Below are 25,993 nucleotides of genomic sequence, written 5' to 3'. Positions count from 1 at the left end.
TCAGCTTGAATAACTCGAGAGTACCCCTCCCCCTAGGGGGGCGGTCAAATCGATAAGCCGGGCGCATCCCATAGCACTAACCAAAAAAAAGGGGCCCGAAGGCCCCTTTTACGTCATCCGACTCGGTGTCGAGCGGACTTACATACTCTCACGCCAGCTGGCGACGAGGTCGTCGTAGGGCACGGTCTCGCCCTGCGGCTTCTCGTTGTCCAGCGGGGGCTTCGGCGCACCCGGCTGGTCGAACCAGTACTCGGCGCTCCGCTCCTCGTTCAGGCGCGGTCCGCAGCGATCCTGCACACCGGCCCGCTCGAGGCGCTCCATGACCCGATCCTGCTCGGAAGCGAGGTTGTCCATGGCGCCCTGCGGCGTCGTCTCACCCGTTACCGCCGCGGCTACGTTGGACCACCACAGCTGCGCCAGGCGCGGATAGTCGGGCACGTTCGTCCCCGTATCCGTCCAGAGCTCACGCTCGGGGCTGCGATAGAACTCGACGAGACCGCCGAGCTCCGGCGCCCGCTCCGTCATCGACTCATGCATGATGTCCGAATCGCGGATCGGCGTCAGACCCTCGTGGGTCTTTTTCAGCGACACGACCTTGGAGGTCACGAACTGGGCATACAGCCATGCGGCCTTGCGGCGCTCGGGGTCGGCATGCTCGAAGAACGTCCAGGAACCGATGTCCTGGTAACCGACCTTCATGCCCTCTTCCCAGTACGGGCCATGGGGCGAAGGTGCCATGCGCCACTTCGGCGTACCGTCCTCGTTCACCACCGGCAGGCCGTCCTCGACCATGGAGGCGGTAAAGGCGGTGTACCAGAAGATCTGCTGCGCGATCTGACCCTGCGCCGGGACGGGACCCGCTTCGGAGAAGGTCATGCCGGACGCGGACGGCGGTGCATAGTCACCCAGCCAGTCGATGTACTTGGTCAATGCATAGACGGCGGCCGGGCCGTTGACGGCACCACCGCGGGTCACGTCGGAGCCCACCGGGTGGCAGTCCTCGACACGAATGCCCCACTCGTCGACCGGCAGGCCGTTGGGCAGTCCCTTGTCACCGGCACCTGCCATGGACAGCCAGGCGTCAGTGAAGCGCCAGCCGAGGGACGGATCCTTCTTGCCGTAGTCCATGTGACCATAGACCTCGCGGCCATCCAGCTCGTCGACGTTCTCGGTAAAGAACTCGGCGATGTCCTCGTAGGCCGACCAGTTCACCGGCACACCCAGCTCGTAGCCGTAGATGTCCTCGAACTGCGCCTGGAGATCCTCGCGCTGGAACCAGTCATAGCGGAACCAGTAGACGTTGGCGAACTGCTGGTCCGGCAGCTGGTACATCTTGCCATCGGGGGCAGTGACCGCATCGAGACCGATGAAATCATCGAGGTCGAGATAGGGCGACGTCACGTCGCTGCCCTCACCCTCCATGTAATCCGACAGCGGGATGACCTGGCCGTACCGATAGTGCGTACCGATCAGATCGGCGTCATTGATATAGCCATCGTAGATGCTCTCGCCGGACTGCATTTCGGTCTGCAGCGCCTCGATCACGTCACCCTCACCGATCAGGTTGTGGTTCAAGTTGATGCCCGTAATCTCGGAAAAGGCCTCGGCCAGAACGTTCGACTCGTACTCATGGGTGGCGATGGTCTCCGAGACCACGTCGACGTCCATGCCCCGGAAGGGTTCCGCCGCGTCGATGAACCACTCGAGCTGCTCGAGCTGCTCCTCGCGGGTCAGTGTCGACGGCTGGAACTCGTCAAGGTACTGCTCGGCGACGGCCATCTGCTCATCGGTGGCCGCCTGGGCACTGCCCAGACCGCCGACACCGAGGGCAGCAGCTACCGCCAGCGCAGTCAAAGGCCGCATGGCGTTTTTCTGCTCTGTCATGCTTTTCTCCTCCTGGAAGGGATTGATTCCCCTGTTACTCAAGGACATTGGCACAGGACTATCCCGTGCTTGTCCGCTTCGTGCGCCACGCCCCTGTCGGGGCGGTGGCGCTTTAGCCCCAGCGTAGCATCACCGCTGCATAAACAACCGAGATGCCTGAGGCGAACAAAAGGCTCGCGTCCGAAAACGCCAGCCAGATGAGATGGATAAAGGCGGAACCCAGCAGGCTCATGAACAGCCGGTCGCCGCGGGTGGTCGGCACGGGCAGAAAGCCCCGCCGCTCATAAGTCGGCATCACGAACTGCAGCACGCCAAACACCACCAGCATCAACGCGATAGCGATGAAGAAAATGGCGACCGGCTGTGTCCAGGCCATCCACGCCAGACTGAAACCCGATTCTTCGCTCATCATATCGTTGTCACTCCAAATCTAGACGCGGCCGAGCGCGAATCCACGCGCGATGTGCTTGCGTACGAACCAGATCACCAGCGCACCCGGCACCAGCGTCAGAATACCGGCGGTCGCCAGCAGGCCCCAGTCCAGGCCCGAGGCGCTCACCGTTCGCGTCATGGTGACGGCGATCGGCTTGGCCTCGGTGGCGGTCAGGGTCCGGGCGAACAGCAGCTCGACCCACGAGAACATGAAGCAGAAGAATGCGGTCACGCCGACACCGGAGCGGATGAGTGGCAGGAAGATCGTGATGAAGAACCGCGGCCAGCTATAGCCGTCGAGGTAGGCGGTCTCGTCGATTTCCTTCGGGACGCCGGACATGAACCCCTCGAGGATCCAGACCGCCAGCGGCACCGTGAACAGCGTATGCGCCAGCGCCACGGCGATGGGCGTGTCATAAAGCCCAACGCTCTGGTAGAGCTCGAAGAACGGCAGCAGGAACACCGCCGGCGGTGCCATGATGTTGGTCAGCAGCCAGAAGAACAGGTGCTTGTCACCCAGGAAATTGTAGCGGCTGAACGCATAGGCGGCGGGCAGCGCCACTGTCAGCGAGATAACCACGTTCATCGCCACGTAGAGCGTGGAGTTGATGTACCCCGAATACCAGCTCGGATCGGTGAAGATCTTGACGTAGTTCGCCACCGTCAGATTGTCGGGCCAGAGGTTGAAGGTCGACAGGATCTCCTGGTTGGTCTTCAGCGACATCATCAGCAGCCAGTAGATCGGCAGCATCAGGAAGACCAGCCAGGCGGCCAGGAAGATATAGCGTCGTTTCGAACCCACGGCTCAGCCCTCCCGGTCCATGTTGAGGATGGTCAGATAGAACACGTAGCTGAACAGCAGAATGATCAGGAAGTAGACCAGGGAGAACGCTGCCGCCGGTCCCAGGTCGAACTGACCCACCGCCATCGTGGCGAGGCTCTGACTCAGGAACGTGGTGGAGTTACCCGGTCCGCCCCCCGTCAACACGAACGGCTCGGCGTAGATCCGGAAGCTGAAGATGAAGCGCAGCAGCACCGCGATCAGGAGCACGCCCTTGAGCTTCGGCAACTCGATGAAGCGGAATACCGCCCAGCGCGATGCCCCGTCGATGCGCGCCGCCTGGTAGAACGCGTCCGGGATCGCTTGCAGGCCTGCATAGCAGAGCAGGATCACCAGCGACGTCCAGTGCCAGACGTCCATGACCAGCACCGTCAGCCAGGCGTCCAGCGAATCGCCGGTATAGTTATAGTCGAAGCCGATGCTGTTGAGCAGCACGCCGGCGAAGCCGACGTCGGGCCGGGCAAACACCTGCCAGATCGTACCCACCACGTTCCACGGCACCAGCAGCGGGAGCGCCAGGAGCACCAGCGACACCGACACCCAGGGTCCCTTTTTGGGCATGCAGAGCGCCAGGCCCACGCCCAGCGGGATCTGGATGAGCAGCACCGCGGTCGAGAATATGAATTGCCGGACCAGCGCCCCCTGCAGCGCCGGGTCTCGCAGCACCTCGGTAAACCAGTCGGTCCCCACGAAGAAACGGGAATTCGGGCCGAAGATGTCCTGCAGCGAGTAGTTGACGACGGTCATGAGCGGCATGATGGCGCTGAACGCGACCACCAGCACCACTGGCAGGACCATCAGCCATGCCCATTGGTATTCACGCTTTTCCACGTTTCCTCCCCTTAGCCGACGAGCCTGTCGTCGGAATACAGCAGCACGTTATCGACGGGGAACACCACCCGCAGACCGTCGCTATCGATTTTTGTGGTTTCATCCAGCCGCACATGGACTTCATGGCCGCCGAAATGCCCGGTCACCAGCTCGTAGTCACCCAGGTCCTCGATCTTGTCGACCTTGACCCGGTGCCCGGTCTCGTCCGCGCCGGCGGGCCGGATGAGCCCCGGCCGGATGCCGAGCTGCAGTCGACCGCCGGCGTTGCGAGCCGCCTCGGCCATGGCCGGATCAACCTGGACGCGTTCTTCGCCCACGAGGGCTTCGTTGCCATCCACTTCGCAGTCGAAGAAGTTCATGCCGGGGCTGCCGATGAAATAGCCCACGAAGGTGTGCTCGGGACGCTCGAAGAGCGCCTGGGGTGTCCCCACCTGCAACACCTGGCCGGCGAGCATGACCACCACCTTGTCGGCGAAGGTCAGCGCCTCGGTCTGGTCATGGGTGACATAGACCAGGGTAAGGTTGAGCTGCTCGTGGATTTCCCGCAGCTTGCGTCGCAGCTGCCATTTCAGATGCGGGTCGATCACGGTCAGCGGCTCGTCGAAAAGCACCGCGCCGACGTCTTCGCGCACCAGGCCGCGCCCGAGCGAGATCTTCTGCTTGGCATCGGCGGTGAGGTTGTTGGCGCGCCGCTTGAGCACGTCCTCCAGCCCCAGCATCCCGGCGATATGGTTCACCCGACCGTGGATATAGGTCTCGTCCATGCCGCGATTGCGCAGCGGGAAGGCGAGGTTATCGTAGACGGTCATCGTGTCGTAGATCACCGGAAACTGGAAAACCTGGCCGATATTGCGGCGCTCGGGGGAGAGAGTCGTCACATCCTGCTCGCCGAACATGACCTTGCCCTCGGAGGGCTGGACCAGTCCGGAGATGATGTTCAGCAGCGTTGTCTTGCCGCAGCCGGAGGGGCCGAGGAGCGCGTAGGCGCCGCCGTCCTCCCAGACATGCTGCATGGGCTGCAGGGCGTACTCCCCCCCGGGTGCGTACTGATGCGCCAGGTTATTGAGTTCTATTCGCGCCATTGTTTTTATCCGCGTTACTGCTTTGGCGCGGCCACCAACTGGTCCGCGCTGTCGAATACATAGGCCCGGTTGAGGTCGGCGTGGATATCGAAACTCTCGCCGGGATGAACCGTGTGCACTCCCCGCTCATCCACGACCCAGTCGTGGCCGTTGACCTCGAGATGGATATAGGTCACCGAGCCGGCCACCTCGGCCACCTCGACCGTTCCGTGGATCACCACCCGATCATCGGCGGGTGTCACGAACAGATGGTGCGGGCGAATGCCCATGGTGTATTCGGCGGGGGCCAGGTCGGTCATATGCACGGGCAGCGGCTGATCGAACAGCCCCTCGACCTTGATCCGGCCATCGTCGATTCGCACCGGCATGAGGTTCATCGGCGGGTCAGCAAACACCTGGGTGACGGTGGTAGTGGCCGGATGCCGGTAGCACTGCGCAGTCGGACCATGCTGGATAATCCGCCCTTCATGGAGCACGGTGGTCTTGCCGCCGAGCACCAGCGCCTCTTCCGGCTCGGTGGTCGCATAGACCACCACCGTGTCGCGGTCGGCAAAGAGATTGCGCAACTCCGAACGCAGCCCCTCGCGAAGCTTGTAATCGAGGTTGACCAGCGGCTCGTCGAGCAGTACCAGCTTGGCGTCGCGCACCAGCGCCCGCGCCATGGCGCAGCGCTGCTGCTGCCCCCCGGACAGCTCGGAGGGCAGCCGGTCGATGAGATGATCGATACCCAGCCGCTCGGCCTCGGTCCGCACGCGCCGCTCGATTTCCTGGTCGGAGAGCTTGGCCAGCTTCAGCGGCGAGGCGATGTTGTCGTAGACCGTCAGTGACGGATAGTTGATGAACTGCTGGTAGACCATGCCCACGGAGCGCTTGCGCACCGGCACCCGGGTCATGTTCTGGCCATCCTCCATGACGCGGCCGGTATTCGGACGATCGAGCCCCGCCATGATCCGCATCATTGTTGTTTTGCCGGCCTCGGTGAGGCCGAGCAGTACGTTGAATTCGCCGCGCTGGAAAGTGAGGTTCACATCCTGCAGATGCGCCTCGTTGCCAACGGTGCGATTAACCCCCTCCAGGACGAGACTCATTACGCGGTTGCCCTCTTTTTCTCTTGTCCCGTATACCAGGCGTTCACCCGCTCGCGCTGCTCGGCATCCAGCATCAGGCCCAGCTTGCTGCGCCGCCAGATGGCATCGTCGGCGGTCATCGCCCACTCATGCTCCGCCAGGTAGCGGAGCTCGGCTTCATAACAATCGGATCCGAAATGCTCGCCCAGGTCGTCGAGCGACCGGGCGCCCCCCAGCATGGTCTCGATCCGCGTGCCGTAGTTGCGCACCAGCCGCCAGGCCATCGCCTCCGGCAGCCAGGGCCGCTCGCGGCGCAGCTGCGCCAGATAGCTCTCGAAGTCGCCGTCGGGAATGTCGCCGCCCGGCAGCGCCTCGTTACCCGTCCAGTCGGCAATACTAGCACCGAGCAGCGGCGCGATCTGATCGACCGCCTGGCGGGCGAGGGTGCGATAGGTGGTGATCTTGCCGCCGAACACGGACAGCAGCGGTGCCGCCTTGTCGTCGAGATCGAGGCTGTAGTCACGGCTGACCGCGGAGACGTCGGACTCGTCCGATTCGTCGTACAGCGCCCGAACCCCAGAGTAGGTCCAAACCACGTCCTTCGGGGTGGTTTCCTGCTCGAAATAGCGATTCACGGCGTCGCAGAGATACTGGATCTCGTCGTGGCTCGCAGTGGCCTCGGCCGGATTGCCCTCGTAGGCGACATCGGTGGTCCCGATCAGGGTGAAATCCTGCTCGTAGGGGATGGCGAAGATGACGCGGCCGTCGGTGTTCTGAAAGAGGTAGGAGTCTTCGTGATCGAACATCTTCGGCACGACGATGTGGCTGCCCTTGACCAGGTGCACATCCTTCTTGTTATCGACCTCGGTCGCACTGCCCAGGAACTTCGCCACCCAGGGTCCGGCGGCGTTCACAACCGAACGCGAACGAACATTGTGAACATTACCGCTCACCGTGTCGGTGAGCTGCACGCTCCACTCGTCATTACCGCGCTCGGCACCGGTGCAGCGGGTCCGCGGCATCACCTTGCCGCCGCGCTGCTCGACATCCATGCAGTTCAGCACCACGAGCCGGGAGTCCTGCACCCAGCAGTCCGAGTACATGAAGCCTTTCTTGAGGCCGTCCTTCAGCGGCGCGCCGGCGTAATGCGTCTGCAGGTCGAGGCCCTTGGAGCCGGGCAACTTCTTGCGGCCGCCAAGGTTGTCGTAGAGGAACAGGCCCATGCGGATCATCCACGCGGGCCGAAGCTCTTTCACATGCGGCATGACGAAGTTGAGCGGCCAGATAATGTGCGGGGCGATGCCCATCAGCACTTCGCGCTCCTTGAGCGCTTTGCGGACCAGCTTGAATTCGTACTGTTCAAGGTAGCGGAGCCCGCCGTGGACAAGCTTGGTGCTGGCGGAAGATGTGTAGTTGGCGAGATCGCCCTGCTCGACGAGCAGCGTGCGCAGTCCGCGACCTGCTGCGTCGCGGGCGATGCCTGCCCCGTTGATGCCGCCGCCGACGACCACCAGGTCGTAGCGATCAGTCTGCTGATCTACAGAAGCCACAGGCCCCTCTCCTCCATTTCCAATGTCGGCGGCTATACTGCCGCCTTCTAATGTTCGCTTTCAAACATACCACCGCGTCCGGAGGCGTCAAGTGCGCCGGCTGCATGACTATCGGCGTTGGTCACAACCAGCCGGCCACCGTTCTCCGCCATGGCGCGGCGCACAAAAGCGGGCGGTTCGGCATCGGTGTAGAGCTCGTTAATGGCGCTGATGTCCGCCACACGCACCATCGCGTTGCGGCCGAACTTGCTGTGATCGGCACCGAGCAGCGTCGAGCGTGCATTACGCAGGATGGCCTGTATGACCCGGACCTCGTGGTAATCGAAATCGAGCAGGGTGCCATCGGCCTCGATCCCGGAAATGCCCAGAACCGCATAGTCGACCTTGAACTGATTGACGAAATCGATCGTCGCCTCGCCGGTGATGCCGCGATCTCGCTGACGAACCACGCCACCGGCCACGATGACCTCGCAGCCGGGGCTGTCGGCCAGAACGGTGGCGACGTTGAGATTGTTGGTAATGACCCGCAGCCCCTCGTGCTCGCGCAGCGCCATCGCCACCGCCTCGGTGGTCGTGCCGAGGGTAATGAACACCGAGGCCTTATCGGGGATGCGCGCGGCCATCGCCTTGCCGATCCGCGCCTTGGCTTCGGGCAGGAGGATGCGTCGCGCCTGGTAGTTCACGTTCTCGACGCTGGAGGGCAGGCCGGCGCCGCCATGGTAGCGTCGCAGCAGCCCCGCACCGCACAGGGCATTGATATCGCGCCGAATGGTCTGGCTGGTCACGGCGAAATGCTGCGCCAGCGCCTCCACCGAGACAAACCCCTGTGCCTGGACCAGATCGAGCATCGCCTGCTGGCGACGATTAAGCCCGGTCGGCCGATCCTGCGACTCGAACACGCCACTCCTCCTGCGTTCGGTTGTGAGCACCGAACTTGACATTTTTCGTTTGGCTTCGATCATACCGACATACAACAAGGGCGCAATCACACCGGAGGAGAGCAGCAGCATGGCGGATAACAAAGGCATCCTGGCCATCGATCAGGGGACGACGAGCTCCCGGGCGATCGTCTTCGATCTCGAAGGCAACATCGTCGCCACCGCGCAGGAGGAGTTCCCCCAGCATTACCCCCACAGCGGCTGGGTGGAGCACGAGCCCCAGGACCTCTTCCACACCACGGTCGACACCGCCCGGCGTGCCATCAAGGCCGCCAAGGCGGCCGGTGTCCACGCCCGCACCATCGGCATCACCAACCAGCGCGAGACCACCATTGTCTGGGACCGGCGCACCGGCGAACCCGTCCACAACGCCATCGTCTGGCAGGATCGTCGCACCGCGGAGCGCTGCGCCGCGCTCAAGTCCGCCGGCCACGAGGCGATGGTGGCCGAGCGCACCGGTCTGCTGCTCGACCCGTATTTCGCCGCCACCAAGATCGCCTGGATCCTCGACAATGTCCGCGGCACCCGCGAGCGGGCCCGGAAGGGCGAACTCGCCTTCGGCACCGTCGACACCTGGTTGCTGTGGAAGCTCACCGGCGGACGCAGCCATGCCACCGACGCCACCAACGCCAGCCGCACCCTGCTGTTCAACATCCATCGCCAGGCCTGGGATGACGATCTGCTGAAGCTCTTCAACATCCCGGCCGGGATCCTCCCCGAGGTCCTCGACAGTGCCGACGATTTCGGCACGACCGAGGCGGACATCCTCGGTACCGAGCTGCCCATCGAGGGCATCGCCGGCGACCAGCACGCCGCCGTTGTCGGCCAGTGCTGCTTCCGACCCGGCATGATCAAGAGCACTTACGGCACCGGCTGTTTCGCGCTGATGAACACCGGCGATCAGGCGGTGCCCTCCAAAAACCGCATGCTCACCACCACGGCCTACCGCATCAATGGCCAACCGACTTACGCGCTGGAGGGAGCGATCTTCATCGCCGGCGCGGCCATCCAGTGGCTGCGCGACGAGCTGGGGATCATCGCCCACGCCTCGCAGAGTGAGGGGCTTGCCAACGATGCCGACGCCGAAGGCCTCTACATGGTCCCGGCGTTCACCGGCCTCGGCGCCCCGTGGTGGGACCCCAACGCCCGCGGGGCGATCTTCGGGCTGACGCGCAACACGGGCGTGGCCGAATTCGTCCACGCGGCGCTGGATTCGGTCTGCCTGCAGACCGGTGACCTGCTCGAGGCCATGGCCGATGACTCCCGGACCCAGCAGGCAACGCTACGGGTCGATGGCGGCATGGTGGCCAACAGCTGGCTGTTGCAGCGGCTCGCCGATCTGACCGGGCTCGACGTCGAGCGGCCCCGGATTATCGAGACCACCGCCCTGGGCGCGGCCTACCTGGCCGGACTGCAGCACGGGCTCTACGAATCGCTGGAGAGCCTCGAATCGCAATGGTCGCTGGATGCCCGCTTCAAGCCGACGATCACCCATCAGTCGCGGGAGCATATCGTCGAGGGCTGGCACGACGCCGTCCGCCGGACCCTGACCAACGGGCACTGAAAACGCTATGATCGCAGTGACACACGAATTCCCCGGAGGCTGAATGCAGTACCTGCACACGATGGTTCGAATCAGTGATATCGATGAATCCCTCAAGTTCTACTGCGGTTTGCTGGGCATGGAGGAGATCAACCGCCACGACAGCGAGAAGGGCCGGTTCACGCTGATCTTCCTGGCCGCGCCGGCGGACGGCGACCGGGCCCGGTCGAGCGATCGCGCACCGATGCTCGAGCTGACCTACAACTGGGACCCGGAGACCTATAACGGCGGCCGCAACTTCGGGCACCTGGCCTATCGCGTCGACGATATCTACGGCCTCTGCCAGCACCTGATGGACAACGGCGTCACCATCAACCGCCCCCCGCGGGACGGCCACATGGCCTTCGTCAAGTCGCCGGACGGTATCTCCGTCGAGCTGCTGCAATCCGGCGATCCGCTCCCCGCACAGGAACCCTGGGCGTCGATGGCCAACACGGGGAGCTGGTAATGGCCGCCGGTGGCGACCGGCCCATGGATAACCGGCGTCGCGACCGATGGGGACTGGCCGGCTGGACACTGCTGGTGGTGATCGCCGCCATGGGCGGTGTCCTCAGCCCGCCCGGCGACTGGTACGCGGCGCTCGAGAAGCCGCCGCTGACCCCGCCGGATCTGCTCTTCCCGATTGCCTGGACGGCGCTCTACGTCCTGATGATCGCCGCGGCCTGGCAGGTGTGGCGGCGTATCGGCCTGGTCGCCGGACTGGCGGTGCTCGTGCCCTTCATCGCCCAGCTCGGCGCCAACGGCCTGTGGAGTATTCTGTTTTTCCAGTGGCACCGCCCCGATCTGGCGCTGGTGGACCTGGTGGTGCTGTGGGCGCTCATCGCGCTGACCATGCTGCGGTTCCGACGCGTCCATCCGCCGGCCGCGTGGCTGCTCGCTCCTTACCTGGTCTGGGTGAGCTATGCCGGCTACCTGAACATCGCCATTATCCTGCTCAACGGGCCGGCGCCGCCGGCCTGATCAGCCCCGCTCGATCCGCTCCCGCCACTCGGCCTCGGTAAACTCGACCCCTTCCCGCTCCCAGGGCGGGACCGGGGTGAACACCTCGACGAGAAAGTCCACGAACGCCCGGACCTTGCGCGACAGGTGACGGCGATGGGGGTAGAGCAGGAAGTACGCCGAGCGCTCGTGGGGATACTGAGGCAGCACCGGCACCAGGTCGCCACGCCGGATCGCCGGCATCACCAGCCAGGTGGACAGCCGCGCCAGCCCGACACCTGCCAGGGCGGCCTCGTAGAGCGCGTCGGCGGTATTGGCCCGGAAGTTGCCTTTGACATGGAGTGTGCGATGCCCCTGCGCCGGATCCTCGAACGCCCAGTCGTTGAACTGGGAGACCTCGTAGAGCGTGAGGCAGTTGTGCGAGAGGAGCTCCTCGGGGGTCGCGGGGGCCCCGTGACGGGCGATGTAATCCGGTGAGGCACAGATGATCCGCCGATTGACGCACAGCCGCCGGGCGACGAGCGAGGGATCGTCCATCTGCTCGCGCCACTGGATGGCGACATCGATCCCCTCCTCGATCAGATCCACCTGGCGGTCGGTGAGCTCGAACTCGATATTGAGCTCGGGATAACGCTCGAGGAATTCCTGGATCCGCGGCAGCACCTCGACCCGGCCGAATGCCACCGTCGCCGCCACGCGCAGCGTGCCACGGGGGTTTTCATTGAGCGCGGTGACCGCCTCCTCGGCCTCCTGGATCTCCTGGATGATCCGCGAGCAGCGCTCGTAATAGGCCGATCCGACCTCGGTCAGGCTCACGCGCCGGGTCGTTCGGTTGAAAAGACGCACCCCGAGCCGATCCTCGAGCCGGCGGATCTGTTTACTGACCGCCGAAGGCGTGAGATCGAGATCGCGGGCGGCCGAGGAGAAGCTCCCGCGGTCCACCGCCCGGACGAACATCTGCATTTCCGCCGCCTGATCCATGCGCTCACCTACCCGTTGCTGTCTCCATGATATGCCATTGCCATCGGCTTCGCGTCCATCAGGCGGGGAGGAGCGCCCGCAGGCCCCAGAGCGCGATCATGCCGATAATCATCGTCGGCAGGATCGACCGCGTTCGCCAGGCCACCCAGCCGGCCAGCGCACCGGCCAGCAGCCGGGCCGCGTCCACCGTCCCGTCCGCCTGCCACTGGACAAGCCCGGGCAATACCAGGGCGGCAAAAACCGCCGGCGGGACGTAGTTGAGGCCACGGCGTACCAGATCGGGCATCTGCAGGCCGTGACCGAACACCAGAAACGCCCCGCGCCAGGCGAATGTGCCCGCACCGATCACCACGGTAATGCCCCAGAGCGGATCAATCACGCCGCCACTCCTCCACGATGACACCCGCGGCGATCCCGACCAGCGAGGCCAGGATCAGCCCCAGCCCGGCGGGCAGATCACGGCCCAGCACCGACAGCGACCCGGCCACCAGCGCCGCGATGACGCCGGGGCGGCTGTTGATCGACATCATCAGCAGCGACAGAAAGATCAGCGGGACAATGAACCCCAGCTCCCAGGACGGCGGCATCGCGGTGCCGGCCCAGTAGCCGAACGCGGTCGCCAGCTGCCAGACGCCCCAGAGGGGCAGCGCCACGCCGAGGTAGAACCAGTGACTGTAGCGCTCACCGCCCTCGCTCATCACCCGCGAAATGGTCAGGGCATAAGCCTGGTCGGTGAGGATATAGGCCATCAACGAGCGCCAGCCCAGGGTCAGGTGATGGAAATGCGGTGCCAGGTGGGCGCTGTACATGAGCATGCGCAGGTTGATGATCAGCGCCGTAATCACCACCAGCGGCACCGCGGCACCGGCATCGATGAGCTGGATGCTCGCGATCTGCGAGGCACCGGCGAAGACGATCAGCGACATCCCCATCGTCAACGCCGCGCCAAGCCCGGCGTCGAGCCCCGCCACCCCGGCGGTCATACCGAATGGCACAATCGCGGCGACCATGGGCCCGACGGCCTTCAGGCCATCGGCAAACGCCTGTCGGCGGGCGGATTCCACGGGACGGACGGGTCAGGCGTCCGGCGGCGTCGTCGCCGCGAACGACATCCGCCCGAGGAGCTGATCGAGCCAGTCGCCCACCGCTGGCTGCCGATCACGCCACGGGACCTCCGCGCCGAAGCGGAACCGCACCCAGTCGAGGGCCAGTGCCGCGGCCAGGTCACCGAGGTCCGGGTCCTGCGCCGAGGCACCCGGATCGACGTCATCGGCCACGCTGTCGGTGGCACGCCGGAGCGCCTCGAAGCGCCGCCGGGCGAGCGGCGTATCGGGGTCGCCATAGCGACGCTCGGTGATCACGCCGACCCCGGCATCGACACAGCCGAGGGCCTGTCCGAGCCGCGCATGCACTCGTTCGACGGCATCGCGCGGCATCAGCCGCGGTTCCGGATAGCGCCGCTCCAGGAAAAGCACGATGACGCCGGCCTCGGTCAGCACCTGGCCGCTCGGCATGACCAGCGTCGGCACCCGGCAGTTGGTGTTGACCGCAAGCAGTTCCGCCGGCGACGCCCACGGATCGACGAAGCGATAATCGACGCGATCCTGGAGATGCTTTTCGATCAGCGTGACCCGTACCAGGCGCGCATAAGGCGACGTTGGCGATGTGAAAAGCTTCATGCCCCTGTTCCCCCCGTTTTCCGGCGCGTCAGCGCCTGGTGCATATTATGCCCGAGCATCAGCAGACAGGGCGTGAGCACCAGCGTGAGCACCGTCGCAAAGCCAAGGCCGCCGGCGATGGTCGCCGAAAGCTGCGCCCACCACTGGGTGGAGGGTGCATTGAACTCGACGCTTCGGCCCAGCAGATCAACATTCAGCTTGAGCACCATGGGCATTAGCCCCAGCACCGTGGTTACCGACGTAAGCAGCACCGGGCGCAGGCGCTGGGCGGCGGTCCGCAGAATCGCCTCGGCGATCGGCTGGCCCTCGGCACGCAGGCCGTTATAGGTGTCGATCAGCACGATGTTGTTATTCACCACGATGCCCGCCAGCGCGATCATGCCAACCCCGCCCATGACAATGCTGAACGGTCGCTGCGTGATCATGAGCCCGAGCAGCACGCCGCCGGTGGACAGCACGATGGCGGAGAGCACCAGCAATGTCTGCCAGACGCTGTTGAACTGCGTCAGCAGGATAATACACATCAGGGCAATCGCCACCCCGAAGGCCAGGGTCAGGAACGACTGCGCTTCGCGCTGATCCTCGTCCTCACCCTTGAACTGGACGCTCACGCCCTCGGGCAGGGGATCGTCGGCGATCGATTCCCGCAACGCCTGCACCCGCTCGTCCACCAGCCGACCGGACTCGACATCGGCGTTGATGGTCAGCACCCGCTCGCCGTTGACCCGCTCCAGCGTCCCGGTCTTCGGCGACGGCTCGAAGGCGACGAAATGACTCACCGGCACCTGCCCGTGACGGGTCGGGACCCGCAGTTGGCCCAGGCGATCGAGACTGCGATCCGCCAGCGGATAGCGCACCCGGATATCCACCTCGTCATCGGCGCTATCCGGCCGGTAATCGGCGATCAGCACGCCGGTCGTGACAAGCTGGACGGCATTGCCCACGCCCTGGACATCGGCGTCGTAACGGGCCGCCTTTTCCCGGTCCACCTGCAGCGCCCACTCGATGCCCGGCAGTGGCCGGTTGTCCTCGACATCGGCGAAGCCGCCCAGCCGGTCCATCCGTGAGCGCAGGACCTCGACCCCCGTTGCCAGGCGATCCGGCTGCCCGGAGACCCGGAGCTCGACCGGTTTGGCCTGTCCCGGTCCCTGGCTCTGCTCGGCAATCTGGATCCGGATGCCGGGGATATCCGCCAGAGCGGCACGGATATCCTCGATGATCACCGCCGCCTGCCGACGCTGCGTCCAGTCGACGAAATCGAGCTGCACCACGCCGATGGCATCCCGGGCCAGCGACTGCCCACCAGTGCGGGTCGGATCGGCGAAGGTCCGGGCATAGGCGAAATCAACTTCGTCGAAGCCCTCGAGGCGGGATTCCACCGCCCGGACCAGCGTGTCTTTCTCGTGAATGGACAGATCACCCCGTGCCTGGACCTGGACCCGGGCGTAATCGGGCTCGGTGGAGGGGAAGAACTCCACCCCTGCCCCGAAGCGGGCATAGAGCATGTAGGTCGCCACCACCGTGGCCACGACCACCACCAGCACCGTGCCGGGCATCCGCAGCGCGCCGCGCAGCAGCCGTACATAGCCACCACTGAATCCATCAAGGGTCTCCAGGTCGCCATCCTCGGCGATGCGCACGCGGCGATGGTGGCTGCCGCGGGCACGCTCCCGACGGCCGAAACGACCGCCCAGCACCGGTATGAACACCAGCGCCATGGCGAGCGAGGCCGTCAGCGTGACGATCACCGTGATCGGCAGGTACTTCATGAACTGGCCGACCACGCCGCCCCAGAACAGCAGCGGCACGAAGACCGATAGCGTGGTGATGGTGGCCGCGATGATCGGCCAGCTCATGCGCCAGGCGCCATAGCGATAGGCCTCGAGGGCCGACTCGCCGTCCGTGAGGCGACGCTCGGCGAGTTCAACCACCACGATGGCGGCGTCGACAAGCATGCCCACCACCAGGATAAGACTGAACAGCACGACGATATTCATCGTGTAGCCCATCGCGTGGATGGCGAGAATCCCGGCCAGGAACGAGCCCGGAATGGCGAGCCCCACCAGCAGCGCCGGACGCCAGCCCATGGCCGCTACCACCACGATCATGACCAGCACCACCGCGGTCAGAACGTTGTTCTGCAGGTCCCGAAGCATGGTCCGGATGTCCTCGGAGCGGTCCTGGAGATAGGTCACATCGAGGGAGGCCGGCCACTCCGCACGGCTGGCCTCCACGATCCGGCGGACCTGGTTGTTGACCTCGATGATGTTGGCGCCGACGCGCTTGGAGATCTCCAGCGTCACCGCCGGCTCGCCATTGACCCGGGCGAACTCGCTGGCGTCCTTGAACGTACGGCGTACGTCGGCGACATCACCGAAGGTGACCACCCGGTCGTCGACAACCTTCACCGGCAGACCGAGGACATCGTTCATGTCTTCGATAACGCCGGGGACCTTGACCGACAAGCGCCCCGCACCGGTATCCAGCGCCCCGGCGGCGATCAGGCGATTGTTGCGGTCAACCCGATTGAACAGATCGGCGTAGGAGATATCGTAGGTCTGCATGACCCGGTCATCGACGATGACCTCGAGCAGCTCCTCGCGATTACCGCCGATATCCGCCTCGAGCACGCCGGGCAGGGCTTCGGCCTCATCCTGCAACCGCCTCGCGGTGTCGATCAGCGTGCGCTCCGGCACAGCACCTGACAGGGCCACGGTGAGCACCGGGAAGAGCGCCACGTTGACCTCGTTCACCCGTGGCTCTTCGGCGCCCCGGGGCAGTTCCGAGCGGGCGATATCCACCCCCTCGCGCACATCATCCAGCGCCTGGTCGGCATCGAATCCGGCGTCGAACTCGAGCAACACCGAGGCGAAACCCTCGGTGGCAGTGCCCTTGATCTCGTTCAGGCCCTCAATGCTCGAGAGCTCGCGCTCCATGGGCCGGACGAGCAGGCGCTCGGCGTCCTCCGGCGAGATTCCCTCGTAGCCCATGGAGACATAGATCACCGGGATATTGACGTCGGGCTCCGCCTCCTTGGGGATGTTCTGATAGGCCACAGATCCCATAATGAGGATCAGCACCAGCACCAGCGTCACGGAACGGCTGCGGCTGAAAACGGCGTCGATCAGCGCACGCACGGGGTCAACCGTCGCTGACGGAGGCGTCGACCGGCACCGGATTCACCGTGTCGCCCGCGCGGACAAAGCCCTGTCCCACCGTGATCAGCCGAACCGGGTCGGCCAGTCCGGTGACCCACACGCCATCACGCTGAGTGCGAACGATGTCCACCGGCTCAAAGACCACACGATTGTCCGCATCCACCGTCTTGACACCGACCTCGCCGGATTCCGCCAGCGCCAGCCAGGCGGGACTCAGGAAGTGGGCCCGGGCGGGGTCGAGGGGAATGCGGATGGTGGCGCTGACACCCACCGGCAGTGCATCGGGATTGGCGGCCGCCACCTCGACGCGAAACGTCCGCGATCCCGGCTCCGCCGCACCGCCGATATTGCGCACCGTGCCGGTCAGTGTGTCGCCGGTGGCAAGACTCACGCGCGCCTCGCGGCCGGTCTCGATACGGCGGATCTCCTGCTGGGCGACGTGGGCGGTGGCGATGAGCGGATCGATGTCGAGTATCCGCGCCACACGCTCGCCGGCGGCGAGGTAGTCTCCCTTGTCCACGGAGAGGGTCTCAACCCGACCGGCTATGGGCGCGGTAATGGTCGTGTTGGCGATCTCTTCTTCGATGGTCGCGAGCTGCGCCCGGGCCGCTTCCAGCGCGGCGCGGGCCTCGCGCAAGGCGATCTCCGACTGGAAACCGTCGCCGGAAAGACGTCGGGCGGCGCTGAAATCCGCCTCGCGCTGGCTCACCCGGGCCCGGGCCTCGGCACGGCGCGCCTCGCGATCCCCCATCGCGATCCGCAGGATCGGATCCCCCGCCGCCACGGCATCGCCCTCAGCGGCCTGCACCGCCACCACCTGGCCCGATGTCTCGGCGCGCAACTCGATATCGCGCTCGGCCTCGGTTTCGCCCTGGCTCTCCAGGAATCGCTCCACCGACTCCGCCTCGAGCGTGGTCACCTCGACATCCATGACGACCGGTTGGGCGGGTGACTGGTCCTCCCCTGGCCGGGCATCATCGCTATCCAGCCGGCCACTCAGCATCCACGCCACCAGCACCAGCGCCACGGACAGGGCGATGAGATAGGATTTAAGGTTCACGCCTCGTCAGTCCCACCGTCGGGCGCGTCCAGATGGTGCCCGAATTTCGCCGCCTTGGTCTCGAGATAGGCGTGGTTGTGATGATTGCGCCCGGCCAGCAGCGACAGGCGCTCCACCACGCGCACGCCGGTGGCCTCCAGGCCGTCGACCTTGGCCGGATTATTGGTCATCAGGCGCACCCGCGAGACCCCGAGCGATCCCAGCATCGAGGCGGCCACGCCGTAGTCACGACCGTCGGCGGCGAACCCCAGCGCCTCGTTGGCCTCGACGGTGTCGGCGCCTTCCTCGTCCTGCAGCCCGTAGGCGCGGATCTTGTTGAGCAGGCCGATGCCGCGCCCTTCCTGGCGCAGGTAGACGATGATCCCCTCGCCGGTCTCGCCAATCCGCTTCATGGCCGCCTCAAGCTGGGGGCCGCAGTCGCAGCGCTGGCTGAACAGGGCATCCCCGGTCAGGCACTCCGAGTGCACCCGCACCAGCGGGGCATCGGCGGCGGCCGGATCACCCATGACCAGGGCGACATGCTCGCCGCCGTTATCGGCCTCGAAGCCGTGAATGCGGAAGGTCCCCCAGCGCGTGGGCAGCCGGGCCTGGCCGGTCTCGCGGGCGATGGACGGATTATCGAGGGGCGAATCGGTCATGGAATAACTCGGCTGAATCAGATGCCGCGGCCGTGCGGAGCGGTCAGTTCGAGGACCGGGCCGGCGGGGATCACGCCGGTCGGATTGATCATCGGGTGACTGGTGTAATAGTGACGCTTGATGTGATCGATGCTCACCGTTTCGGCGATGCCGGGCTGTTGATAGAGATCACGCAGATAGCCGCCGAGGTTGGGATAGTCGGCGATCCGGCGCAGGTTGCACTTGAAATGGCCGACATAGACCGGATCGAAGCGCACCAGCGTGGTAAAAAGCCGCCAGTCGGCCTCGGTAATGGCGTCACCGGTGAGATAGCGATGATCGCCGAGCCGTGCCTCCAGCTCGTCGAGCGCGGTGAAGAGCTCGCCGACGGCCTCCTCGTAGGCGGCCTGGGCAGTGGCGAAACCGGCCTTGTAAACGCCGTTGTTGACGGCGTGATAGATCCGCTCGTTCAACGCATCGATGCTCGCCGCGCGATCGGCAGGGTAGAGATCGAGCCGGGTGTCGACACCCGGCAGATCATCGAACGCAACATTGAACATGCGCACCAGGTCGGCCGACTCGTTGCTCACCAGCGTACCGCGGACCTTGTCCCACAGCGCGGGGACCGTCACCCGGCCGGTGTAGTGGGGATCGGCGCGCTGGTAGACCGCATGCAGGTAGTCGAGCCCGAACAGGTCGTCCGCCGTGGCACCGGGGTAGCTGGCATCGAAATGCCAGCCGCCACTGCCCATGTAGGGGTGCACCACCGAGACGCCGATATGCGCCTCGAGCCCCTTCAGGCGCCGGACGATCAGCGCCCGGTGCGCCCAGGGACAGGCCAGCGAGACGTAGAGGTGATAGCGCCCGGAGACCGGCGGGTGATCGCCATCGGGGGTGATCCAGTTCCGGAACACGGTCTCCGGACGCTCGAAGCGCCCGCCGGTGGACTCGGTGTCATACCACTGGTCGTGCCAGACCCCGTCGATTAGCAATCCCATCTGCCGTTCTCACTGCGTTGTTCAAAGAAACCCGTCGGAGCCGGTGTCCGGCCCCAGCGCCTTGCCGGCGGCCCGCGCCATGCCGCGGAGCACCGCCCATTCCGCCTGTACGCCGCGCAGATTGCGCTGCCAGGCCTCGCGCGCCGCCTCCCGAACCGGCGCCGGCCGGCCGTGGCGCTCGGCGCAGCGCGCCGCGTAGAGCGCCAGCGCCCGGTCAACACAGTTCAAGAGCGAGTACGCCGCGGCCGTCTCCGCCAGCGCCTGTCGCAGCCGATCGCGGGCCGCGCCGGTCAGCGTCGCCCAGTCGAGCAGCGCCCGGGCAAAGGCCGCCTGATCGGTATCCGCGGCCAACAACGCGCCATTATCACCGTTCACCACCTCCCGTGCACCCGCGGCATCCAGCGCCACCACGGGCACCCCGGCGGTCATGGCCTCGGCGAGCACCAGGCCCTGGGTTTCAGTAAACGACGCGAAGGCGAATACATCCATGGCGGCGTAGGCATCCGCCAGCGCGGGCAGCGCCAGCGCGCCGGGACGGACCAGTCGATCGGCCAGACCCGCCTCGGCAAAGGCGGTGTCGATGGCCTCGCCCGCCGGGCCGTCGCCCACCACCAGGCAGACCACGGCGGGATCCTGCCGCGCCGCCGCCACCAGCGCCCCGGCGAGATAGCCGAGGTTCTTCTCCTCGGCCAGCCGGCCGACATGTCCCATCACCCGCGCCCCGGCATCAATCCCCAGCCACTGCCGGGCGGCGGCACCGTCACCGCCACCGAAGGCCGCCCGATCGATCCCCGTGGGGACGACGGCCGTCGGCGAGACCACGCCGCGCTCGTGGAGGAGCTCGGCGATGCTCTCGCTGGGGGCGAAGACCTGGTCGGCGCTGTTGGCATAGCTGGTGGACAGCGCCACCACGAAGCGCTTGAGCGCCGTGGAATCTCCCGGCACATAGTGGGTGTAGGCCTCGTAGAGGGTGTGGTGGGTAAAGACCAGCGGGCACCCGCGTCGGGCGGCCACGCGCAGGGCGGTGGAGCCGATCAGGAACGGGTGATGGGCATGGATGACATCGGGCTCGAAGGCGTCCAGCGCCTCATCGAGCTGCCCCGGGACCGGCAGCACCACCGAGAAATCGCTGCCGTTGAAGTTCTGGATCGCCGGGATGCGCACCACGTCGGGCTCATCCGCCGGCATGTCCGGAAAGACCGGGGCCACGACCAGTACCCGGTGACCGCGGTCGCGCAGGCCCTCGGTCATGGCCGACACGGATCGCGCCACCCCGCCGACATGCGGGGTGTAGGTGTTGGTCATCATAACGATGTTCACGCGTCGGCCTCCGGCAGCACGGCCTCGCCGGTCTCGAGCGCGCAGTCCACCGTCGGCTGGCCCGGCACCGCGAGCCGGATCCACGCCGGCCCGGCGCCATCCCCCTCGATCGTCCAGCGGACCCGGTGTCCGCCCCCGTCCATCGGCTCGAATCGCACGCTCACCGCACCGAATATCGTGGGCGTGGGACCGAAGCCGAAGCCGGTCCGCGCCGCCAGCCAGCGCGGCTGGACACCGGCGCCGAGCACCAGCCCGTCGCCCTCCTCGCGGCAGAAGGCATTGCGCATCATCGACACCCACTCGGCCGCCGCCCAGACGTGCTGGCCGTCGCCCATGCAGCCGCCGCCGGTGCGCGGGTGGATGGCCTCCGGCCACTGGCCGGTGGGACTGGCGAGGTGCGCCACCGCGTCGATCAGTGCCAGGCCGTCGTCGTCTCCCGCCCGCAGCAGCACCTGCGCCAGGTGCAGGGTGAGATAGGCATTGACGCCGGAGTGGATCATTTCCTGGAAAAAGCCGCCGTTCACCCGATGCGCACCGAGCAGGTAGCGCACCGTCCCCAGCAGCCGCTTGTCATCGGCGGCCATCGTCTGCAGCGGGAAGCCCGCGGCGATGGAACCGATCGCCCCGGCATCCATCCGCCGCCGGGGCGAGGCCGGCATCATGGCGCCGCCGAGGCGCGACCGGTCGGCGGCATACGCGCGCTCGAGACTGCCGCCGAGATCATCGGCCTCGCGATCGATCCACTCGGCGAGGGTCGCCTCACCCTCGGCTCGCATCAGCGCTGTCGCGGCCCGCAGCCCGCCGAAGGCCCACTGATCGTCCCAGTAGTAATAGTCATTGGGGCCGAGGTGCTCGGCGCTAAAGCCGGCCGGCAACAGCCCCGCCTCGGGCCGGTCGCTGTGCGTCGGCAGGCGCTTGCGCGCCACCCACTGGACACCGCGACGGATCACCCGCTGCCACTCGTCGCGATCGGCGCCGGGCGGCCATTCGCCGGTCAGCGCGTAATGCCGGGCGATAATCCACAGCGCCTGACCGTTGGAGTCCCACTCGCCCTCCTGGCTATGGAAATAGCCCGTGGCGCGGGTCTGACGGCTCGGGAACCGCGCCAGCGCGCGACGTCCCCGCTCGATCAGCCCGGCGTTGAACAGCCCGTGGATAATGAACGCGGCATCCCGGAACCAGAAGCGCTTGTAGGTATAGGGCCCCGGGTAGATGTCCTCCACCGAGTGCATCAGCAGCGTGCGAAGGGCCTGGTCGTAGAGGCGCTGATAGGCGCTGTCGGGCACATCCAGCTGCGCCGCCGGTGCCAGTGCCTCCGCCCACGAGGCCGCCGGGGGCGTCTCGCTCGGCGCCGGCAGCGGCACGGACAGCGTCACGGTGCGGGATTCACCCGGGGCCAGGTCGAACTGCGCCGCCGCGGTAATCAACCCGGTGTCACAGTCGGTGCGCCGGGCGGCCACCGCCTCGCCCGGCGCGGCCAGTCGATTGGCGACATCGCCGGTCTCGTAATCGGACTGGTCGATGCGATCGGGCCGGGTATCGAAATCCAGCGCCGCGGGGTGGGCGACATGCTGCTCGTCGTACATCCGCCAGTGCCAGGCCGGTGCGCCGTCGCCCGCGCCTTCGCCGGGCATCTGGTCGAGCCGGTGGATAAAACTGATGCCCTCGGGATTGTAGGGCCGCAGGGCCACGGCGAGGCGGCCGCCATCGGGGGCGCTGGCGGTGTAGCGGCACTCGAGCCGATGGCCGTCGCCGATGCCGATCACCCGGGCGCGACCGGTCAGCCGAAGACCCTCGGACTCGGCGTCGGTCACCACGCAGAGATCGTCGTCCGCCAGCTCGAGGCGCTGATCGACCGTCGCCAGGCGCGAGGGGATGAGCGAAGTGCCGTCGCTGCCCCGCACCCAGGCATCCACCGAGCCACTGTCGGTGAGCGGTGTCACCAGTCCGCGCGGATCGACGATCGGCAGGGCCGCGCAGTCGGGCCGGCCCACCGCGGTCCAGTTGCGATGGGTGAGGTTGACGTGGGTGATGCTGAACGCCCGCGGCAGAAACGCCGGACTCTCCGGATCGAACTGCTGCTCGATCCAGTAGGGCCAGATCCAGTCGAGGTTGTGCTGGATAACGCGGGTGTTGATCAGGCCCCGGGCATGGAAGATCATGCCGGCGCGCAGCAGCTCGATGGGCTCGGCCACCTCCGAGGGCTGGCCGAACCGACGCAGCCGCGCCATCACCGCGAGCGGGTCCATAAAGCCCTGGGAACGGGCCGCCCGACGCACCACCCAGCGCCAGGGCAGCCAGCGCATCATTGCCATCCATCGCATCGTTGCGTGCCCCTTCGGTCGAAATCCTGAAACAACTGTGTAAAAGTTCTGTCCGACCTGCGGTGCGTAACCCCAACCTTTCAGTCGAACGGAGATCGCTGATGAATCCCGATCTGGACCATCATTTCGAACAAATCATCACTGGCCTGGGTGAAGACACCCGCCGTGGTGGCCTCGAGAAAACGCCCTACCGCGCCGCCCGGGCCATGGAATACCTCACCCAGGGATATCATCAGTCCCTCGAAGAACTGGTCAACGGCGCGATGTTCGAATCCGACAACGACGAAATGGTCATTGTCCGAGACGTGGAATTCTACTCCCTGTGTGAACACCACGTCCTGCCCTTCTTCGGCCATGCCCAGGTGGGCTACATCCCCAATGGCCGGGTCATCGGCCTGTCGAAGATCGCCCGCATCGTCGATATGTACGCGCGCCGCCTGCAGATCCAGGAGAACCTCGCCCGCGAGGTGGCCGAGGCCATACAGCACGTCACCGACGCCAGGGGTGTCGCCGTGCAGATGGATGCCCGGCACATGTGCATGATGATGCGCGGCGTCAGCAAGCAGAACGCCGAGATGAGCTCGTCGGTCATGCTCGGCACATTCCGCGAGTCGGTCTCGTCGCGCAACGAATTCCTCCAGCTCATCCGCCGGCGGCCGGCATGAGCGGGACCGGCACGCAGCGCCCGCTGTCGCGTATCCGCGTCAAGGATCTGCGACTGCGCACGTTCGTCGGCTTCAACGACGAGGAGCAGCGTAAGCGCCAGGACGTGGTCGTCAACATCCACATCGACTATGACGCCCTGTCCGCCGCCCGCGGTGACGCGGTGGACGAGGCGCTGGATTACAAGACCATCACCAAGCAGGTCATCGCCCATGTCGAGGACAACCGGTTTCTGCTGCTCGAGAAACTGGTCAACGACCTGGTGGAGCTGGTCATGGCCCATGGCGCCGTACAGCACACCGAGGTCGAGGTCGACAAGCCCCACGCCCTGCGCTTTGCCGACTCGGTCTCGCTGACCATGGCCGCAAGCCGCGGGTAGCGGCCGGACCGGCTCTCCGCCGCCATGACACTCACCACCTGGCTGTCACTGACCGCGGTTTGTCTGCTCGGGGCCATGTCGCCCGGCCCCAGCCTGGCGCTGGTGATGCGCAACACCGTCAACCACGGCCGGGCCGCCGGGCTCGTCACCGCGATCAGCCACGGCGTTGGCGTCGGGATCTACGCCCTGGCGACGGCGCTGGGGCTGGCCGCGATCATTGCCGCGCAGCAGGCACTCTTCACCACGATCACGCTGGCGGGGGCGGGCTATCTGCTGTGGCTGGGTGCCAGTGCGATGCGCGCGGCGTCGCCAGATGGGCTCGAAACGCCTTCGGACCCCGCCGAGTCGGCCGAACCCGCCGCCGGTAATGAGGGGCATGGCAGCCGGGCGGCGATCCGCGACGGGCTCGCCATGGCGCTGCTCAACCCCAAGATCGCGGTGTTCTTCCTGGCGCTGTTCAGCCAGTTCGTTTCCGCCGATGCCGATGCCGGGACGGTGGCGATCCTCGCCGGGACCGCGGCCACGGTGGACGCCGCCTGGTATGCACTGGTCGCCACCGGCCTCGCAGCGAGCGGCGGTGCCGCCTGGCTGCGGCGCCGGCGGGTCTGGATCGAACGCCTGACCGGCGCGGTGCTGGTGTTCCTCGCCCTCAGCACCGCCGCCACCGTCATCGGCTAGGCACGCCCGCGCGGTTCAGTGCGAGAGCAGCACCGGCAGCGTCATCTCGCTGAGGATCCGCCGGGTCGTGCCGCCCATCACCATCTCGCGAAAGCGCGAACGGCCGTAGGCCCCCATCACCAGCAGATCGGCATCGGCATCCGCCGCCGCCGAGAGCAGCGCGTCCGCCACCGGGATGTCGACACTGCCCTGGTGGGTCGCGGTGACGCGGATGTCATGACGGGCCAGGTGGGCCGCGATGTCCGCCCCCGGCAGATCGCCATGGGGACCGGTCAGCCCGCGCGGACCGGTGCCGATCACGGCGATCTGCACCTCGTCGGCGCGGCGCAGCAGGGGCAGGGCATCGCTGACGGCCCGGGCCGACTCCCGGCCGCCGTCCCAGGCGATGATTACCCGGTGGCCGATGGCCCGGCGCTTCCACGCGTAGGGGATCGCCAGCACCGGCCGGCCGGCGAGCACCGCCGCCTGTCCGGGCAGATCCGAGGGCACCAGGTCGGCGGGGCGGTCGGGATCGATCTGGCCGACCATCAACAGATCGGAATAGCGGGCCTGCTGGGCGATGACATCCAGCGTGCTGCGATCGACGCGCAGATCCTCCACCGATCGCCACTCGGTGCGAAGCGCATAGTGCGATACGCCCTCGTTGAACACGGTCTCGAGCCCGGCATTGTGGATCTGCCAGGCATCGCGATAGCGGTCCAGCGCCTCCGGGGGCAGATACTCGGCATGCGCGGCCAGCGGCTCGGCCACGGCCAGCCCGGTGAGATGCGCGCCGTGGGCGGTCGCCAGATCGGCCGCGGCGGCGACGTGATCGGCCTCGTGGCCGTCCTTGTGCAGATAAAGCAGGATTGAGCGAATCATGACCCCTCTCCCTCAATAACGGTCACTGATACAGTAACAACTTTATCGTCACGGGACTGTCCGACAGCGAAACCCGCTGCCACGCGCTTCCCGATTGCCAGGAACGGA

25 protein-coding genes are annotated in these 25,993 nt (G+C 66.3%); 6 read left to right on the top strand and 19 right to left on the bottom strand.

The window, feature by feature from the left end; genetic code table 11:
* Positions 1 to 138 precede the first annotated feature (138 nt).
* The 8 genes from EV698_RS09780 to EV698_RS09745 form a co-directional block, all read right to left on the bottom strand.
* Complete coding sequence (locus tag EV698_RS09780) at positions 139 to 1,884, bottom strand: ABC transporter substrate-binding protein (RefSeq protein WP_130503877.1); 1,746 nt, start codon at positions 1,882 to 1,884, stop codon at positions 139 to 141.
* 112 nt (positions 1,885 to 1,996) lie between these two features.
* Entirely contained in the window at positions 1,997 to 2,296 is a 300-nt protein-coding gene (locus EV698_RS09775; protein ID WP_239016263.1) for a DUF2160 domain-containing protein, read from the bottom strand.
* Between the two features lie 18 nt (positions 2,297 to 2,314).
* Positions 2,315 to 3,118 carry a carbohydrate ABC transporter permease gene (locus EV698_RS09770; protein WP_130503876.1) on the bottom strand — a complete coding sequence of 268 codons (804 nt, stop codon included), beginning with the start codon at positions 3,116 to 3,118 and terminating at the stop codon, positions 2,315 to 2,317.
* Positions 3,119 to 3,121: 3 nt separating this feature from the next.
* Positions 3,122 to 3,988: a carbohydrate ABC transporter permease gene (locus EV698_RS09765; RefSeq protein ID WP_207220522.1), complete on the bottom strand. Its 867-nt coding sequence runs from the start codon at positions 3,986 to 3,988 to the stop codon at positions 3,122 to 3,124.
* An 11-nt stretch (positions 3,989 to 3,999) separates the two neighbouring features.
* Positions 4,000 to 5,070: an ABC transporter ATP-binding protein gene (locus EV698_RS09760; protein WP_130503875.1), complete on the bottom strand. Its 1,071-nt coding sequence runs from the start codon at positions 5,068 to 5,070 to the stop codon at positions 4,000 to 4,002.
* Between the two features lie 14 nt (positions 5,071 to 5,084).
* A complete protein-coding gene (locus EV698_RS09755; protein ID WP_130503874.1) occupies positions 5,085 to 6,158 on the bottom strand; it encodes an ABC transporter ATP-binding protein in 1,074 nt (357 codons plus the stop codon).
* Positions 6,158 to 7,687, bottom strand: coding sequence for a glycerol-3-phosphate dehydrogenase (glpD, locus tag EV698_RS09750; protein WP_130503873.1), 1,530 nt, complete (start codon positions 7,685 to 7,687; stop codon positions 6,158 to 6,160). Before glpD ends, EV698_RS09755 begins: the two co-directional genes overlap by 1 nt.
* Positions 7,688 to 7,734: 47 nt before the next feature.
* The gene (locus EV698_RS09745) at positions 7,735 to 8,586 is read right to left on the bottom strand and encodes a DeoR/GlpR family DNA-binding transcription regulator (RefSeq protein ID WP_476749580.1); all 852 of its coding nucleotides are present in this window, start codon (positions 8,584 to 8,586) and stop codon (positions 7,735 to 7,737) included.
* Positions 8,587 to 8,695: 109 nt separating this feature from the next.
* Between EV698_RS09745 and glpK the strand changes: the two genes are divergently transcribed.
* Genes glpK through EV698_RS09730 form a run of 3 tightly spaced genes read left to right on the top strand, consistent with a single transcriptional unit; the run spans position 8,696 to position 11,188 of the window.
* Positions 8,696 to 10,189 (top strand): glycerol kinase GlpK, encoded by a 1,494-nt coding sequence (glpK, locus tag EV698_RS09740; RefSeq protein ID WP_130503871.1) that lies wholly within the window; start codon positions 8,696 to 8,698, stop codon positions 10,187 to 10,189.
* Between the two features lie 43 nt (positions 10,190 to 10,232).
* The gene (locus EV698_RS09735) at positions 10,233 to 10,676 is read left to right on the top strand and encodes a VOC family protein (protein ID WP_130503870.1); all 444 of its coding nucleotides are present in this window, start codon (positions 10,233 to 10,235) and stop codon (positions 10,674 to 10,676) included.
* On the top strand, positions 10,676 to 11,188 hold the full coding sequence (locus EV698_RS09730; RefSeq protein ID WP_239016262.1) for a TspO/MBR family protein: 513 nt from the start codon (positions 10,676 to 10,678) through the stop codon (positions 11,186 to 11,188). Before EV698_RS09735 ends, EV698_RS09730 begins: the two co-directional genes overlap by 1 nt.
* Here EV698_RS09730 and EV698_RS09725 read toward each other — a convergent pair whose 3' ends face one another.
* Genes EV698_RS09725 through EV698_RS09680 form a run of 10 tightly spaced genes read right to left on the bottom strand, consistent with a single transcriptional unit; the run spans position 11,189 to position 23,304 of the window.
* Positions 11,189 to 12,148, bottom strand: coding sequence for a LysR family transcriptional regulator (locus tag EV698_RS09725; RefSeq protein WP_130503869.1), 960 nt, complete (start codon positions 12,146 to 12,148; stop codon positions 11,189 to 11,191).
* 58 nt (positions 12,149 to 12,206) lie between these two features.
* Positions 12,207 to 12,527 (bottom strand): AzlD domain-containing protein, encoded by a 321-nt coding sequence (locus EV698_RS09720; RefSeq protein WP_165385773.1) that lies wholly within the window; start codon positions 12,525 to 12,527, stop codon positions 12,207 to 12,209.
* On the bottom strand, positions 12,520 to 13,212 hold the full coding sequence (locus EV698_RS09715; RefSeq protein ID WP_239016261.1) for an AzlC family ABC transporter permease: 693 nt from the start codon (positions 13,210 to 13,212) through the stop codon (positions 12,520 to 12,522). The genes EV698_RS09720 and EV698_RS09715 overlap by 8 nt, the downstream gene beginning before the upstream one ends.
* Before the next feature lie 12 nt (positions 13,213 to 13,224).
* Positions 13,225 to 13,827, bottom strand: coding sequence for a glutathione S-transferase family protein (locus EV698_RS09710; protein ID WP_130503867.1), 603 nt, complete (start codon positions 13,825 to 13,827; stop codon positions 13,225 to 13,227).
* Positions 13,824 to 16,964 carry an efflux RND transporter permease subunit gene (locus tag EV698_RS09705; RefSeq protein WP_130503866.1) on the bottom strand — a complete coding sequence of 1,047 codons (3,141 nt, stop codon included), beginning with the start codon at positions 16,962 to 16,964 and terminating at the stop codon, positions 13,824 to 13,826. The genes EV698_RS09710 and EV698_RS09705 overlap by 4 nt, the downstream gene beginning before the upstream one ends.
* A gap of 4 nt (positions 16,965 to 16,968) precedes the next feature.
* Entirely contained in the window at positions 16,969 to 18,045 is a 1,077-nt protein-coding gene (locus EV698_RS09700; protein WP_130503865.1) for an efflux RND transporter periplasmic adaptor subunit, read from the bottom strand.
* Positions 18,042 to 18,683, bottom strand: coding sequence for a GTP cyclohydrolase II (gene ribA / locus EV698_RS09695; protein WP_130503864.1), 642 nt, complete (start codon positions 18,681 to 18,683; stop codon positions 18,042 to 18,044). Before ribA ends, EV698_RS09700 begins: the two co-directional genes overlap by 4 nt.
* A 17-nt stretch (positions 18,684 to 18,700) precedes the next feature.
* Positions 18,701 to 19,660 (bottom strand): glutathione S-transferase family protein, encoded by a 960-nt coding sequence (locus tag EV698_RS09690; RefSeq protein ID WP_130503863.1) that lies wholly within the window; start codon positions 19,658 to 19,660, stop codon positions 18,701 to 18,703.
* Positions 19,661 to 19,681: 21 nt separating this feature from the next.
* Positions 19,682 to 20,980, bottom strand: a complete 1,299-nt coding sequence (locus EV698_RS09685) for a glycosyltransferase (protein ID WP_130503862.1) — start codon at positions 20,978 to 20,980, stop codon at positions 19,682 to 19,684.
* Positions 20,977 to 23,304, bottom strand: coding sequence for a glycoside hydrolase family 15 protein (locus EV698_RS09680; RefSeq protein WP_130503861.1), 2,328 nt, complete (start codon positions 23,302 to 23,304; stop codon positions 20,977 to 20,979). The genes EV698_RS09685 and EV698_RS09680 overlap by 4 nt, the downstream gene beginning before the upstream one ends.
* 101 nt (positions 23,305 to 23,405) lie before the next feature.
* Here EV698_RS09680 and folE point away from each other — a divergent pair, with 101 nt between their 5' ends.
* The 3 genes from folE to EV698_RS09665 are packed head-to-tail and all read left to right on the top strand — an operon-like array spanning position 23,406 to position 25,024.
* Positions 23,406 to 23,969 carry a GTP cyclohydrolase I FolE gene (folE, locus tag EV698_RS09675; protein ID WP_130503860.1) on the top strand — a complete coding sequence of 188 codons (564 nt, stop codon included), beginning with the start codon at positions 23,406 to 23,408 and terminating at the stop codon, positions 23,967 to 23,969.
* Complete coding sequence (gene folX, locus EV698_RS09670; RefSeq protein WP_130503859.1) at positions 23,966 to 24,346, top strand: dihydroneopterin triphosphate 2'-epimerase; 381 nt, start codon at positions 23,966 to 23,968, stop codon at positions 24,344 to 24,346. The genes folE and folX overlap by 4 nt, the downstream gene beginning before the upstream one ends.
* A gap of 24 nt (positions 24,347 to 24,370) precedes the next feature.
* The gene (locus EV698_RS09665) at positions 24,371 to 25,024 is read left to right on the top strand and encodes a LysE family translocator (RefSeq protein ID WP_165385772.1); all 654 of its coding nucleotides are present in this window, start codon (positions 24,371 to 24,373) and stop codon (positions 25,022 to 25,024) included.
* Between the two features lie 15 nt (positions 25,025 to 25,039).
* On the opposite strand, the gene EV698_RS09660 is transcribed toward EV698_RS09665, so the two are convergent.
* Complete coding sequence (locus tag EV698_RS09660) at positions 25,040 to 25,885, bottom strand: universal stress protein (RefSeq protein ID WP_130503858.1); 846 nt, start codon at positions 25,883 to 25,885, stop codon at positions 25,040 to 25,042.
* Positions 25,886 to 25,993: the final 108 nt, after the last annotated feature.

The organism is Spiribacter vilamensis (genome assembly GCF_004217415.1).
Lineage (GTDB): Bacteria > Pseudomonadota > Gammaproteobacteria > Nitrococcales > Nitrococcaceae > Spiribacter > Spiribacter vilamensis.
The sequence above is the reverse complement of the archived record's forward strand: the minus strand, read 5'-3'. Positions and strand labels throughout refer to the sequence as shown.

Bases quoted from the DNA above. Each gene is read 5' to 3' on its own strand.
- EV698_RS09730 (WP_239016262.1), top strand. From the start codon at position 10,676: ATGGCCGCCGGTGGCGACCGGCCCATGGATAACCGGCGTCGCGACCGA.
- ribA (WP_130503864.1), bottom strand. From the start codon at position 18,683: ATGACCGATTCGCCCCTCGATAATCCGTCCATCGCCCGCGAGACCGGC.
- EV698_RS09665 (WP_165385772.1), top strand. From the start codon at position 24,371: ATGACACTCACCACCTGGCTGTCACTGACCGCGGTTTGTCTGCTCGGG.
- folE (WP_130503860.1), top strand. From the start codon at position 23,406: ATGAATCCCGATCTGGACCATCATTTCGAACAAATCATCACTGGCCTG.
- EV698_RS09775 (WP_239016263.1), bottom strand. From the start codon at position 2,296: ATGATGAGCGAAGAATCGGGTTTCAGTCTGGCGTGGATGGCCTGGACA.
- folX (WP_130503859.1), top strand. From the start codon at position 23,966: ATGAGCGGGACCGGCACGCAGCGCCCGCTGTCGCGTATCCGCGTCAAG.
- EV698_RS09755 (WP_130503874.1), bottom strand. From the start codon at position 6,158: ATGAGTCTCGTCCTGGAGGGGGTTAATCGCACCGTTGGCAACGAGGCG.
- EV698_RS09760 (WP_130503875.1), bottom strand. From the start codon at position 5,070: ATGGCGCGAATAGAACTCAATAACCTGGCGCATCAGTACGCACCCGGG.
- EV698_RS09680 (WP_130503861.1), bottom strand. From the start codon at position 23,304: ATGCGATGGATGGCAATGATGCGCTGGCTGCCCTGGCGCTGGGTGGTG.
- EV698_RS09690 (WP_130503863.1), bottom strand. From the start codon at position 19,660: ATGGGATTGCTAATCGACGGGGTCTGGCACGACCAGTGGTATGACACC.
- EV698_RS09710 (WP_130503867.1), bottom strand. From the start codon at position 13,827: ATGAAGCTTTTCACATCGCCAACGTCGCCTTATGCGCGCCTGGTACGG.
- EV698_RS09780 (WP_130503877.1), bottom strand. From the start codon at position 1,884: ATGACAGAGCAGAAAAACGCCATGCGGCCTTTGACTGCGCTGGCGGTA.
- glpK (WP_130503871.1), top strand. From the start codon at position 8,696: ATGGCGGATAACAAAGGCATCCTGGCCATCGATCAGGGGACGACGAGC.
- EV698_RS09725 (WP_130503869.1), bottom strand. From the start codon at position 12,148: ATGGATCAGGCGGCGGAAATGCAGATGTTCGTCCGGGCGGTGGACCGC.
- EV698_RS09735 (WP_130503870.1), top strand. From the start codon at position 10,233: ATGCAGTACCTGCACACGATGGTTCGAATCAGTGATATCGATGAATCC.
- EV698_RS09660 (WP_130503858.1), bottom strand. From the start codon at position 25,885: ATGATTCGCTCAATCCTGCTTTATCTGCACAAGGACGGCCACGAGGCC.